The following is a 12,808-nucleotide window of genomic DNA, read 5'->3' on the forward strand; positions in this document are numbered from 1 at the left end:
GCGGCCGTGGCCCGCCGCCCCCGCGAGGGGGACGGCGGCCACGGCCGTCGTTACGCGTACCGGCGCCGGAACCTAGCGGTTCTCGCCGCCCAGGTGGTGCACCCGCACCATGTTGGTGGTGCCGGGGATGCCGGGCGGGGAGCCCGCCGTGATGATCATGATGTCGCCCTCGGTGTAGCGCTTGAGCTTGAGCAGCTCGGCGTCGACCAGGTCGACCATCGCGTCCGTGTTGTCCACGTGCGGGACGACGAAGGTCTCGACGCCCCAGCTCAGGGTGAGCTGGTTGCGGGTCGCGGCGTCCGTGGTGAAGGCCAGGATCGGCTGTGTCGTGCGGTAGCGGGACAGGCGACGGGCGGTGTCACCGGACTTGGTGAAGGCGACGAGCGCCTTGCCGCCCAGGAAGTCCGCGATCTCGCACGCGGCGCGGGCGACGGAACCGCCCTGCGTGCGCGGCTTCTTGCCCGGGACCAGCGGCTGGAGGCCCTTGGAGAGCAGCTCCTGCTCGGCCGCCTCGACGATGCGGGACATCGTCTTGACGGTCTCGATCGGGTACGCGCCGACCGAGGACTCGGCGGAGAGCATGACCGCGTCCGCGCCGTCCAGGATGGCGTTGGCGACGTCGGACGCCTCGGCGCGCGTGGGGCGGGAGTTGGTGATCATCGACTCCATCATCTGGGTCGCGACGATCACCGGCTTGGCGTTGCGGCGGCACTTCTCGATCAGGCGCTTCTGCACCATCGGGACGCGCTCCAGCGGGTACTCCACCGCCAGGTCGCCACGGGCCACCATCACACCGTCGAAGGCCATGACGACCTCGTCCATGTTGTCGACGGCCTGCGGCTTCTCGACCTTGGCGATGACCGGTACCCGGCGGCCGACCTGGTCCATGACGCGGTGGACGTCCTGGACGTCCTTGGCGTCGCGGACGAAGGACAGCGCCACCATGTCGCAGCCCATGGCGAGCGCGAACTTCAGGTCCTCGACGTCCTTCTCGGACAGCGCCGGGACGTTCACCGCCGCGCCGGGCAGGTTGATGCCCTTGTGGTCGGAGATGACGCCGCCCTCGATGACGATCGTCTTCACGCGCGGGCCGTCGACCTCGGTGACCCGCAGCTCGACGTTGCCGTCGTTGATGAGGATCTGGTCGCCCTTGGCGACGTCGCCGGGCAGGCCCTTGTAGGTCGTGCCGCAGATCGTCCGGTCGCCCGGGACGTCCTCGGCGGTGATGGTGAACTCGTCGCCGCGCACCAGCTCCACGGGGCCGTCCGCGAAGGTCTCCAGGCGGATCTTCGGGCCCTGGAGGTCGGCCAGCACGCCCACCGCGCGGCCGGTCTCCTCCGAGGCCTTGCGGAGGCGGTTGTACCGCTCCTCGTGCTCCGAGTGGGACCCGTGGCTCATGTTGAAACGGGCCACGTTCATACCGGCCTCGATCAGCGACTTCAGCTGGTCGAAGGAGTCGACGGCAGGGCCCAGGGTGCAGACGATTTTGGAACGGCGCATGGGGCAGATCCTATCGGTTTGTTTCGGAGCGGAATATTCGAGCTGTGGGAAAGACCAAGGAACGGATCATGACGATCCGCTGATCAAGAGCTGACCAGCGCGTACGTCTGCGTGGCGATCTCCAGCTCCTCGTCCGTCGGGACCACGGCGACCGCGACCCGCGCGTACTCGGGGGAGATCAGCCGCGGCTCGCCCGAACGGATCTCGTTGAGCCCGGCGTCCACCACGAGGCCCAGCTCCGTAAGGCCCGCCACGGCGGCCTCGCGGACCGGGGCCGCGTTCTCGCCCACGCCCGCGGTGAAGGCCACGGCGTCGACCTTGCCCAGGACCGCGTAGTAGGCGCCGATGTACTTCTTCAGCCGGTGGACGTAGATGTCGAAGGCGAGCGCCGCCCGCTCGTCGCCCTCGTCGATCCGCCGGCGGATCTCGCGCATGTCGTTGTCGCCGCACAGTCCGATCAGACCGCTCTTCTTGTTGAGGAGCGAGTCGATCTCGTCGACGGACATCCCGGCGTTGCGGGACAGGTGGAGCAGCACCGCCGGGTCCAGGTCGCCGGAGCGGGTGCCCATGACCAGGCCCTCCAGCGGGGTGAGGCCCATGGAGGTGTCGACGCAGCGGCCGCCCTTCACCGCGGAGGCCGAGGCGCCGTTGCCCAGGTGGAGCACGATGACGTTGACCTCTTCCGGGGCCTTGCCCAGCAGCTTGGCGGTCTCGCGGGAGACGTACGCGTGCGAGGTGCCGTGGAAGCCGTAGCGGCGGATCATGTGCGCGTCGGCCGTCTCGGTGTCGATCGCGTAGCGCGCGGCCGACTCCGGCATCGTGGTGTGGAAGGCGGTGTCGAACACCGCGACCTGCGGCAGGTCGGGGCGGAGGTGCCGCGCGGTGCGGATGCCGGTGATGTTGGCCGGGTTGTGCAGCGGCGCCACCGGGATCAGGCGCTCGATCTCCGCGACGACCTCGTCCGTGATCAGGGTCGGCTCGGTGAACTCGCTGCCGCCGTGCACGACCCGGTGGCCGATCGCGGCCAGCTCCGGGGAGTCCAGGCCCAGCCCGTCGGCGGCCAGCTCCTCCCCGACGGCCTGGAGCGCGGCGTCGTGGTCGGCGATCGGGCCGGTGCGCTCGCGCTTCTCGCCGCCCGAGGCCAGCGGGGTGTGCGCCAGCCGCGAGGTCTCCTCGCCGATGCGCTCGACCAGGCCGGCGGCCAGCCGGGCGCCGTCGGCCATGTCGAGCAGCTGGTACTTGAGCGAGGACGAACCGGAGTTGAGGACGAGTACTCGGGTGGCGTTGGAAGTCATCGGGGCTTTCCGTGTGGGGGTGCGGGTGCGAGGAGGGGGCTCAAGGGTCGCGGGGCCGGGGCGGCGTGCCCCGGCCCCGCGGGCCGGGTCAGGGCTCGACGCGCTCGCCGCGCTGCTCGCCCTGGGCCTGGATGGCGGTGATCGCCACGGTGTTCACGATGTCCTGGACCAGCGCGCCGCGCGACAGGTCGTTGACGGGCTTGCGCAGGCCCTGCAGGACCGGGCCCACCGCGACCGCGCCGGCCGAGCGCTGGACGGCCTTGTAGGTGTTGTTGCCGGTGTTCAGGTCGGGGAAGACCAGCACCGTGGCCTTGCCCGCGACCTCGGAGCCGGGCAGCTTGGTCGCGGCGACCCGGGCGTCGACGGCGGCGTCGTACTGGATCGGGCCCTCGACCAGCAGGTCGGGGCGGCGCTCCCGGACGAGCTCGGTGGCCTTGCGGACCTTGTCGACGTCCGCGCCGGAGCCGGAGGTGCCGGTGGAGTACGACAGCATCGCCACGCGCGGCTCGACGCCGAACTGCTGCGCGGTCTCGGCGGACTGGATGGCGATGTCCGCGAGCTGCTCGGCGTTCGGGTCGGGGTTGACCGCGCAGTCGCCGTAGACCAGGACCCGGTCGGCCAGGCACATGAAGAAGACCGAGGAGACGATCTGGGCGCCCGGCGCCGTCTTGATGATCTCGAAGGCGGGGCGGATGGTGGCGGCGGTGGAGTGCACCGCGCCGGAGACCATGCCGTCGGCCAGGCCCTCCTGGACCATCAGGGTGCCGAAGTAGGAGACGTCGGCGACGACGTCGTGGGCCAGCTCGACCGTCATGCCCTTGTGGGCGCGGACCTTGGCGTAGATCTCGGCGAAGCGCTCGCGCAGCGGCGAGGTCGCCGGGTCGATCAGCTGGGCGTCGGCCAGGTCGATGCTCAGCTCGGCGGCGCGCTTGCGGATCGCGTCCTCCTCGCCCAGCAGGATCAGGTCGCAGACGTCCCGGCGCAGCAGCACGTCGGCGGCGCGCAGCACCCGCTCCTCGGTGCCCTCGGGGAGGACGACGCGGCGGCGGGCGGAGCGGGAGCGCTCGATCAGCTCGTGCTCGAACATCATGGGCGTGACGCGCTCGGAGCGGGCCACGGAGATGCGGTTCGTCAGCTCGGCGGTGTCCACGTGGCGCTCGAAGAGGCCGAGGGCCGTCTCCGCCTTGCGCGGCGAGGACGCCTCCAGCTTGCCCTCGACGGCGAAGAGCTCGGCGGCGGTCGGGAAGGACCCGCCCGGCACGGAGACCACCGGCGTGCCCGGGGCCAGCCGGCCGGCCAGGGCGAGGATGTCCGGGCCCGGGCGCTCGTCCAGGGTCAGCAGCACACCGGCGATGGCCGGGGCGCCGGCGCTGTGCGCGGCCAGCGCGCCGACGATCAGGTCCACGCGGTCGCCGGGGGTGACCACCAGGCAGCCCTCGGTCAGGGCGGGGAGGAAGACCGGCAGCATGGCGCCGCCGAAGACGAAGTCCTTGGCGTCGCGGGCCAGCCCGGACTCGTCGCCGAGCAGCACCTCGGCGCCCAGCTGCTGGACGATCTGGCGCACGGTCGGCGCGGACAGCGCGCTGTCCTCGGGCAGGGCGTAACAGGGTACGGGCAGGCTCGCGGAGAGCCGCTCCGCGACGGCCTCGCGGTCGGCCGGGGCGACCCGGTTGACGACCAGGGCGACGACGTCGCAGCCCAGCGAGTGGTAGGCGCGGAAGGCGTTGCGGGCCTCGGCGCGCACCGACTCGGCCGACTGCTCCTGGCCGCCGACGACCGTGATCACGGACGCGGCGAACTCGTTGGCCAGCCGGGCGTTGAGGGCCAGCTCGTCGGGGAGGGTGGTGCCCGCGAAGTCGGTGCCGAGGACGAGCACGTACTCGTGGTCGCGGGCGACCGCGTGGAAGCGCTCGACGAGCTGGGAGACCAGCTCGTCCGTGCCGCGCTCGGCCTGGAGGGCCGCAGCCTCGTTGTAGGTCATGCCGACGACGCTGTCGGGGGACTGTGCCATCCGGTAGCGCGACCGCAGCAGGTCGACGAGGCGGTCGGGGCCGTCGCCGTGGAAGAGCGGACGGAAGACGCCCACCTTCTCCACATGGCGGGTCAGGAGCTCCATGACTCCCAGCTCGATGACCTGGCGCCCGTCGCCCCGGTCGGTCCCGGTCACGTACACGCTGCGCGTCACGCGTGCTCTCCTACTCGTATTCGGCTACTCGTACTCGGCCAGAACTCGGCTAGTTCTCGACTGAAAATAAACCCGTTAGGGTGGGCTTGACCTCTTGACAATACCTGCGCTCGTGGATAAGGCGCTCGTCAGGAGGGTGATGGCGGAATGCGACGCGGGCCGTCGGCCCATGAAACAATCGGCCTGGCTCACAGGTACCAGTAGCGAGCAGGAGAAACAGCACGATGCGCATCGGAGTCCTCACGGCAGGCGGCGACTGCCCCGGCCTGAACGCTGTCATCCGCTCGGTGGTACACCGGGCGCTCGTCGGCCACGGCGACGAGGTCATCGGCTTCGAGGACGGCTTCAAGGGCCTGCTGGACGGCCGCCACCGCAAGCTCGACCTGGACGCCGTCAGCGGCATCCTGGCCCGCGGCGGCACCATCCTCGGCTCCTCCCGCCTGGAGCGCGCCCGGCTGCGCGAGGCCTGCGAGAGCTCCAAGGAGCTCGCCCGCGACCTCGGCATCGACGTGCTGATCCCGATCGGCGGCGAGGGCACGCTCACCGCGTCCAAGATGCTCTCCGACGCGGGCCTGCCCGTCGTCGGCGTCCCGAAGACCATCGACAACGACATCTCCTCCACGGACCGCACCTTCGGTTTCGACACCGCCGTCGGCGTCGCGACGGAGGCCATCGACCGGCTCAAGACGACCGCCGAGTCCCACCAGCGGGTGATGGTCGTCGAGGTCATGGGTCGCCACGCCGGGTGGATCGCCCTGGAGTCCGGCATGGCCGGCGGCGCCCACGGCATCTGCCTGCCCGAGCGCCCCTTCGACCCGGCCGACCTCGTCAAGATGGTCGAGGAACGCTTCGCCCGGGGCAAGAAGTTCGCCGTCATCTGTGTCGCCGAGGGCGCCCACCCGGCCGAGGGCTCCATGGACTACGCCAAGGGCGCCATAGACCAGTTCGGCCACGAGCGCTTCGCCGGCATCGGCACCAAGCTCGCCACCGAGCTGGAGCGCCGCCTCGGCAAGGAGGCCCGCCCGGTCATCCTCGGCCACGTCCAGCGCGGCGGCACGCCGACCGCGTACGACCGCGTCCTCGCCACCCGCTTCGGCTGGCACGCGGTCGAGGCCGCCCACCGGGGCGACTTCGGCAAGATGACCGCGCTCAAGGGCACGGACATCCACATGGTGCCGCTGGCCGACGCCGTCACCGAGCTCAAGCGCGTCCCGGAGGACCGCATGGACGAGGCGGAGTCCGTCTTCTAAGCCTGAGCGCTCCGCTGGAGGTCCGATAGGTCATCCGCGGGTGCGTCGTGGCCGGTCGCGCAGTTCCCCGCGCCCCTTCGGGGCGCTGTACGTCGAGGGCCCCCTTCCGACCAGGTCGGAAGGGGGCCCTCGTTCATGGGCCCGGCGCTACTGCGCCCCGATCGCCTCCAGCGTGTCGAGCTTCGCCGCCCGGCGGGCCGGCCAGACCGCGGCCAGCACCCCGACCGCGAGGGCCAGCAGCAGGAACACCGCGATGCGGCCCCACGGCACGACCATCTCGTACTGCGGGAAGGACGAGCGCAGCAGGTGGCCCGTCGACCAGGCGAGGAACACCCCGGCCCCGACGCCCAGCACCGCGCCGAACATCGCGATCATCACGGACTCCAGCCGGACCATCCGCTTGACCTCGCGCCGGTCCAGGCCGATCGCGCGCAGCATCCCGATCTCCCGGGTCCGCTCGAAGACCGACATGGCCAGGGTGTTGACGACGCCGACGACGGCGATGACGACAGCCATGCCCAGCAGCCCGTACATCAGGTAGAGGATGTCGTCGATGCTCCCGGCGTCGTGGCGGCGCAGGTCGTCCTGGCTCTGGACCTTGATCAAGGGGTTCTTGCCGAGCGTCTCCTTGATCTTCCCGGCGAGGTCCCCCGCCTTGCCCGGGGCGGCCTTGACCAGCACCTGGGAGTCGCGCACCTTCTCCTGGTGCGGGTCGACGAGGGCGGGGGCGGCGAGGACGGAGGACAGGAGGGCGGTGTCCTTGTAGACGGCCACGACGCGCGGGGCGGCCTTCTTGCCGTCGTAGAACGCCATCGGCAGCGTGGATCCCACCGTCAGGCGGTGCTCCTTCGCGAACTTGTCCGAGACGGCGACGGCGGTCGTGCCGCGTACGCCGGCGAGCGAGCCGCCGACGACGCTCACGTCGAGCACCCTGCCGAGGGCCGTCACGTCCGTGGCCGTGACCATCCCCGGGTTCCCGTCCGCCTGGAAGCCGACCGAGCGCAGCGGCACGGCCGCCGCGACGCCGGGCTGACCGGCGAGCGTCCTGGCGATCTCGGGGGAGAGGCCGAGGTAGCTGGTGGAGCTGACCTTGTAGTCGGCCGTCATGTCCGGGGCGCCCATCGTGGACATGCCCCGGTCCGCCGAGACGGCGCCCACGGTCAGGCCGGTGATCAGGGTGAGGCCGATCATCAGCGCGGAGGCGGTGGCGGCGGTGCGGCGCGGGTTGCGCAGGGCGTTCTCCCGGGCGAGCTTGCCGCTGACGCCGTGGAGCCGGATCGCGAGGCGGCCGAAGAGCCGCACCAGCGGGCGGGACAGCAGCGGGGCCAGGACGATCAGGCCGGCGAGGGTGAGCGCCGAGCCCGCCATCGCGTAAGTGATGCCGCCGCTGTCCTTGAACCTCGTGACGTACAGCATGACTCCCACGCCCAGGGCGGTGAGCGCCGCGCCGAGGGAGTTGCGCAGCACGAGGCTCCGGACGGCGGGTGCCGCCTCGACGGAGGCGAGCGCCTCGACGGGGGCGATCCGCGCGGCCTTGCGGGACGGCAGCCACGCGGCGAGGACGGTCACCACGACGCCCACCCCGAGGGCGGACAGCACGGCCGAGGGCGTGATGACCAGCGGCCCGTCGGGCAGGCTCGCGCCGGTCGCGTTGAGCACGGGGTGGAGGCCGGTGGCGACGCCGATGCCGAGGACGAAGCCCAGGGCGGAGGCGATCAGGCCCAGCAGCCCGGCCTCGATCAGCACCGAACGCACCACCTGGCGGCGGGAGGCGCCCACGGCGCGCAGCAGCGCGATCTCACGGGTGCGCTGGGCGATCAGCATGGTGAAGGTGTTGGCGATGATGAAGACGCCGACGAAGAGGGAGATGCCCGCGAAGATCAGCAGGGTCTTGCGGATCGAGCTCGTCTGCTCGTCGATCATCTTCGCCTGGGTGGCGGCGAGTTCCTGGCCGCTGCGGGCCTCGAAGGTCTTCGGCAGCATGGCGCGGACCTTGGCGGTGAGCGCGGTCTGGTCGGTGCGGGGGGCCGCGGAGACGACGAGCTCGGTGAACTCGCCGGGCTTGCCGAAGAGTTTCTGCGCGGTCGCGGTGTCGAAGAGCGCCAGGCCGGCGCCCGCGCTCACACGGGGATTGTCGGTCGTGACGACGCCCACGAGCTTCTTCTCGATGACCGGGCCGTCGACGGCCAGCCGCACGGTGCCGCCGAGCGTGACGCCGGCCTTCCCGGCGGTCTTCGCGTCCAGGGCGATCTCGCCCTCGGCGGCGGGGCCGCGGCCCTTGACGAGCGGGTAGCGGCTGTCCTTGCCGTCCTTGCCGGGGACGTAGTTGGCGCCGTCGCTGCCCCAGTCGCCGCCGACGGGGTCGCCGTGGCGGTCGGCGATCATCGGCATGCCGTTGACGGACGGCCGTACGGAGGCCACGCCCGGCAGGGCGGCTATCCGCTTCACCATCGCGTCGTCGAGGGCGGTGGCCTGCTCCTTCGGGTCGGTGCGGGGACCGCCCGCCGTCACGGAGACGGCGACGTCGTCGAGGCTCTTGGACAGCCGGTCGCGGTAGGCGCCGCCGACGGAGTCGCTGAAGACGAGGGTGCCGGAGACGAAGGCGGTGCCGAGGAGGACCGCGAGGGCGGTCATCATCAGCCGGGTCTTGTGCGCGAGGAGATTGCGCAGGGCGGTACGGAACATGGGGTTCAGTCCTGGGATTCGGATCCGGCGGTGATCAGCTGGTACGGCCCTTGGCGTCGAACGCCTTCATTCGGTCGAGGACGGCGTCGGCGGTGGGCGCGTGGATCTCGTCGACGATCCGCCCGTCGGCCAGGAAGACCACGCGGTCCGCGTAGGAGGCGGCGACGGGGTCGTGGGTGACCATGACGATCGTCTGCCGGAGCGCCTGGACGGACTCGCGGAGGAAGCCCAGCAGCTCGGCGCCGGAGCGGGAGTCGAGATTGCCGGTGGGCTCGTCGGCGAAGACGATCTCGGGCTTGGCGGTCAGCGCCCGGGCCACGGCCACGCGCTGCTGCTGCCCACCGGACAACTGGCTCGGCCGGTGCGCCAGCCGCCCCGACAGGCCCAGCGTGGTGACGATCCGCTGGAGCCACTCGGGATCGGCCCGGCGGCCCGCGATGTCCAGCGGCAGCGTGATGTTCTCCAGCGCGGAGAGCGTGGGCAGCAGGTTGAACGCCTGGAAGACGAAGCCCACGCGGTCCCGGCGCAGCCGGGTGAGCTGCCGGTCCCCGAGCGAGCCGAGCTCGACGTCCCCGATCCGGGCGGAGCCCGAGGAGATGGAGTCCAGGCCCGCCATGCAGTGCATCAGCGTCGACTTCCCGGAACCGGACGGCCCCATGATCGCGGTGAACTCGGCACGCCGGAACTCCACGGACACCGAGTCCAGGGCGGCCACCCGGGTCTCGCCCTGCCCGTAGACCTTGCTCAGCCCGGTGGCACGGGCGGCGACGGCACCGCCGGCGGGCGAGCGGGGGACGGCGTAAGCGGCCGTGTGGGACACGGGTCTCCTCCGGAGGGGTGGGGTAAAGGGGGAATCAGCACCTCCAATTCTTGGCGCGCCCCACCCGCGAAACGTCAGCCGAACGACCGGAATGCGGCGTCGGTCTCGGGTCTCGTGGGGGCGCGGACGCGTAGTACTTCAGACGGACGGGGTCATCCCGGGGACGGGTGGGACGACCTCATCCCTTCACCGCCCCGCCCAGCGCGAAGCCGCCGCCCAGGCGGCGGGCGATGAGGGCGTACAGCAGGACGACGGGCGTCGAGTAGAGGATCGAGAAGGCGGCGAGCTGGCCGTAGGCCACCTGGCCGTAGTTCCCGAAGAACGTGAAGATGCTGACGGACGCGGGCAGCTGGTCCGGGGTGAGCAGCAGCATGAAGGGGACGAAGAAGTTGCCCCACATCATGATGAAGCAGTAGATGGTGACGACCGCGAGGCCCGGCCCCATCAGCGGCAGGATGACGCGCACGAGCGTCTGGAGGCGGCCCGCGCCGTCCGTCCACGCCGCTTCTTCGAGGACGACCGGCACGCCGTCCATGAAGTTCTTCATCAGCCAGATCGCGAAGGGGAGTTGCGCGGTCGCGAGGAAGAGCGCGGTGCCCTGGATCGTGTCGATGAGGTCGATCCGGACGAACAGCCCGTACACCGGCACCATGACCGCCGTGATCGGCAGGCACGTCGCGAAGAGCACGCCGAGCAGATAGGGCCTGGTGAAGCGTGAGCGGTGGCGCGAGAGCGGGTACGCGGCGAGCGCGGCGCACACGATCGTGATCAGGGTCGCCCCGCCGCACAGCAGCAGGCTGTTGAGCATGGGCGTGAAGGTGATCTCGTCGGTGAGGACGGCGGAGAAGTTCTCCGCCGTCGGCCCGGCCGGCATCCGCACCCGCAGCCCGGCCTCGGCGTCGACGGAAGCCAGCAGCAGCCAGACGAGCGGGGCGGCGAAGGCCGCCAGCAGCACGAGCAGCGCCGCGTCGGCGGCCAGCCGGTGACGGAAGCGGCGGGTGGACGGGCGCATGGCACCTCCGTGCGCGACGCGCGCGGCTCCGCGCGCGTCAGCCGCTCGGAGCGTAGCGCGCGCACGGGCCGGGCAGCAGAGGGCGTGCCCGCCGGGGCCCGGGGCTACGAGAACGGCGGCTCCGGCCCGCGCGCCGCGCCGGTCACTTCGCCGTCGAGTAGATCATCCCCGCGAACTCGGCGACCTGGCTGTCCGGCAGGTGCCGGGCCACGTCCGCCTCGCTGATCATGCCGACCAGCCGCTTGTTCTCGATGACCGGCAGGCGGCGGATCTTGTGGCTCTCCATCTCGTGCAGCACGTCCTCCACATCCGCGTTCGCGTCGATCCACCGTGGTGTCCCCTCGCAGAGGTCGCCCGCCGTGGCCCTGTCCGGGTTTCCTCCCTGGGCGAGGCACTTCACCACGATGTCCCGGTCGGTGATGATGCCGCACATCCGCCCGTTGTCGTCGCTGACGGGCAGGGCGCCCACGTCGAGCATCTGCATCACCTGGGCGGCCCGGGTCAGCGTTTCGTCACGCGTGATCCACTGGGCGCCCTCGTGCATGATGTCCTTGGCTCTGGTCATGATGACCAGCCTCCAGTCGTCAGGGGGCCGCGAAGACCCGTCCAGCGAACTCCGCGATCTGCTCGTCCGTGAGGTTCTTGGCGAGCTCCGACTCGCTGATCATGCCGATCAGGCGGTGGCCGTCCGCCACGTCGATCACCGGGAGCCGTTTGATCCGGTGGATCTCCATGGCCTCCAGCGCCTCCGCCGCGTTCGCGTCCGCGTCGATCCAGTGCAGCGCGCCGCCCAGGGCGCCGGCCTCCACGGACGCCGGGTCGCGCCCGGTGGCCACGCACTCCACGACGATGTCGCGGTCGGTGACCAGGCCCTTGAGCCGGTTGTCGTCGCCGCAGATCGGCAGCGAGCCCACGTTCAGCTCGCGCATCAGCTTCGCGGCCTCGAAGAGGGACTCGTGCGCTCCGATGCACCGCACACCCTCGTGCATGATGTCGCGGCAGGTGAGCGGTCGTCCGCCGGTGGTACGGGCCATGACCGAAACTCCCTTCGTCGCTCCGGGCACGACCGGCCGGTGCGCCCGGCACCTCCATCCTCTCCCGCGCCGCGCCGCCCGGCCATCGGAGGGCTGCTCCGTTCGGGTGACGTCCGGGTGGGGCGCGGCCCCGCCACTCCCCGGGCGCGTGTCAGTGGCCGGTGCGAGACTGAAATCCGGCCGGGGAAACCCGAAGGAAGTCCCGAAGGAGCACGCCACCATGCTCACCACGAACTTTGTCACCGGCGCCCCCAACTGGCTCGACCTCGGCAGCCCCGATACCGACGCGGCCGCCGCCTACTACGGCCGCGTCTTCGACTGGTCCTATGAGTCGGCCGGCCCCGAGGCCGGGGGATACGGCTTCTTCAAGCTCGGCGGCAGCACCGTCGCCGCCCTCGGCCCCCTCACCGACGAGGGCGCGAGCTCCGCGTGGACGGTCTACTTCCGGACGCCCGACGCCGAGGCCACGGCCAAGGCCGTCGAGCAGGGCGGCGGCACGGTCCGCGTGGCGCCGTTCGACGTGATGGAGGCCGGGCGGATGGGCTGTTTCACCGACCCGGGCGGCGCGGAGTTCGCCGTCTGGCAGCCCGCGGCCGTCGCCGGCCTGGAGAAGGCGTCCGACGAGGGCGCCCTGTGCTGGGCCGAGCTCCACACCGGCGACCCCACCGCCGCCAAGGCCTTCTACCGGGGCGTCTTCGGCTGGCGCTCCGAGGACATCAAGGTCCCCGGCATGACGTACACGGTCCTCTCCACGGCGGAGGGCGACCAGCAGGACGCCTCCTTCGGCGGCGTCGTCCCCCTGCGGGACGAGTCGGAGGTCCCCCGCTGGATCCCGTACTTCTCGGTGACCGACGTCGACGAGGTCGTCACCAACACCCAGGGCGCCGGCGGGTCGGTGCTGATGCCCGCCTCCGACGTCCCCGACATCGGCCGCATGGCCTGGCTCGCGGACCCCTTCGGGGCGCCCTACGCCGTCATCAAGCCGAACCCGCCGATCCAGGTGGCGGCCTAGCCCCGCGGCATGACG

General features: G+C 71.5%; 10 protein-coding genes. 2 read left to right on the plus strand and 8 right to left on the minus strand.

All coding sequences use genetic code 11. From position 1 onward, the window contains the following. Positions 1–72: 72 nt before the first annotated feature. The 3 genes from pyk to pta form a co-directional block, all read right to left on the minus strand. Positions 73–1,500 (minus strand): pyruvate kinase, encoded by a 1,428-nt coding sequence (gene pyk / locus ACX9I7_RS14870; protein ID WP_459387594.1) that lies wholly within the window; start codon positions 1,498–1,500, stop codon positions 73–75. A gap of 83 nt (positions 1,501–1,583) precedes the next feature. Beyond that, on the minus strand, positions 1,584–2,795 hold the full coding sequence (locus ACX9I7_RS14875; protein ID WP_387566101.1) for an acetate kinase: 1,212 nt from the start codon (positions 2,793–2,795) through the stop codon (positions 1,584–1,586). 88 nt (positions 2,796–2,883) lie between these two features. Then, positions 2,884–4,980: a phosphate acetyltransferase gene (gene pta, locus ACX9I7_RS14880; protein WP_387566098.1), complete on the minus strand. Its 2,097-nt coding sequence runs from the start codon at positions 4,978–4,980 to the stop codon at positions 2,884–2,886. Positions 4,981–5,204: 224 nt separating this feature from the next. Between pta and ACX9I7_RS14885 the strand changes: the two genes are divergently transcribed. Continuing rightward, complete coding sequence (locus ACX9I7_RS14885; protein ID WP_358627176.1) at positions 5,205–6,230, plus strand: ATP-dependent 6-phosphofructokinase; 1,026 nt, start codon at positions 5,205–5,207, stop codon at positions 6,228–6,230. Between the two features lie 147 nt (positions 6,231–6,377). Here the strand turns inward: ACX9I7_RS14885 and ACX9I7_RS14890 are convergent, their stop codons facing one another. The 5 genes from ACX9I7_RS14890 to ACX9I7_RS14910 form a co-directional block, all read right to left on the minus strand. Further along, a complete protein-coding gene (locus tag ACX9I7_RS14890; RefSeq protein ID WP_459387595.1) occupies positions 6,378–8,915 on the minus strand; it encodes an ABC transporter permease in 2,538 nt (845 codons plus the stop codon). 34 nt (positions 8,916–8,949) lie between these two features. Next, positions 8,950–9,735, minus strand: a complete 786-nt coding sequence (locus tag ACX9I7_RS14895; RefSeq protein WP_358627182.1) for an ABC transporter ATP-binding protein — start codon at positions 9,733–9,735, stop codon at positions 8,950–8,952. Between the two features lie 178 nt (positions 9,736–9,913). Continuing rightward, entirely contained in the window at positions 9,914–10,747 is an 834-nt protein-coding gene (locus ACX9I7_RS14900) for a carbohydrate ABC transporter permease (protein WP_387566089.1), read from the minus strand. Between the two features lie 142 nt (positions 10,748–10,889). Next, the gene (locus tag ACX9I7_RS14905; protein ID WP_387566086.1) at positions 10,890–11,312 is read right to left on the minus strand and encodes a CBS domain-containing protein; all 423 of its coding nucleotides are present in this window, start codon (positions 11,310–11,312) and stop codon (positions 10,890–10,892) included. 19 nt (positions 11,313–11,331) lie between these two features. Beyond that, positions 11,332–11,781 (minus strand): CBS domain-containing protein, encoded by a 450-nt coding sequence (locus ACX9I7_RS14910; protein ID WP_387566083.1) that lies wholly within the window; start codon positions 11,779–11,781, stop codon positions 11,332–11,334. A gap of 220 nt (positions 11,782–12,001) precedes the next feature. On the opposite strand from ACX9I7_RS14910, the gene ACX9I7_RS14915 reads away from it, so the two are divergent. Next, the gene (locus ACX9I7_RS14915; protein WP_387566080.1) at positions 12,002–12,793 is read left to right on the plus strand and encodes a VOC family protein; all 792 of its coding nucleotides are present in this window, start codon (positions 12,002–12,004) and stop codon (positions 12,791–12,793) included. Positions 12,794–12,808: the final 15 nt, after the last annotated feature.

The organism is Streptomyces sp. L500 (genome assembly GCF_054551825.1).

What these genes read in the sequence shown, in the direction of transcription:
- ACX9I7_RS14875 (WP_387566101.1), bottom strand. Translation starts at nt 2,795, where the DNA reads ATGACTTCCAACGCCACCCGAGTACTCGTCCTCAACTCCGGTTCGTCC.
- ACX9I7_RS14915 (WP_387566080.1), top strand. Translation starts at nt 12,002, where the DNA reads ATGCTCACCACGAACTTTGTCACCGGCGCCCCCAACTGGCTCGACCTC.
- ACX9I7_RS14900 (WP_387566089.1), bottom strand. Translation starts at nt 10,747, where the DNA reads ATGCGCCCGTCCACCCGCCGCTTCCGTCACCGGCTGGCCGCCGACGCG.
- ACX9I7_RS14885 (WP_358627176.1), top strand. Translation starts at nt 5,205, where the DNA reads ATGCGCATCGGAGTCCTCACGGCAGGCGGCGACTGCCCCGGCCTGAAC.
- ACX9I7_RS14910 (WP_387566083.1), bottom strand. Translation starts at nt 11,781, where the DNA reads ATGGCCCGTACCACCGGCGGACGACCGCTCACCTGCCGCGACATCATG.
- pyk (WP_459387594.1), bottom strand. Translation starts at nt 1,500, where the DNA reads ATGCGCCGTTCCAAAATCGTCTGCACCCTGGGCCCTGCCGTCGACTCC.
- ACX9I7_RS14905 (WP_387566086.1), bottom strand. Translation starts at nt 11,312, where the DNA reads ATGACCAGAGCCAAGGACATCATGCACGAGGGCGCCCAGTGGATCACG.
- ACX9I7_RS14890 (WP_459387595.1), bottom strand. Translation starts at nt 8,915, where the DNA reads ATGTTCCGTACCGCCCTGCGCAATCTCCTCGCGCACAAGACCCGGCTG.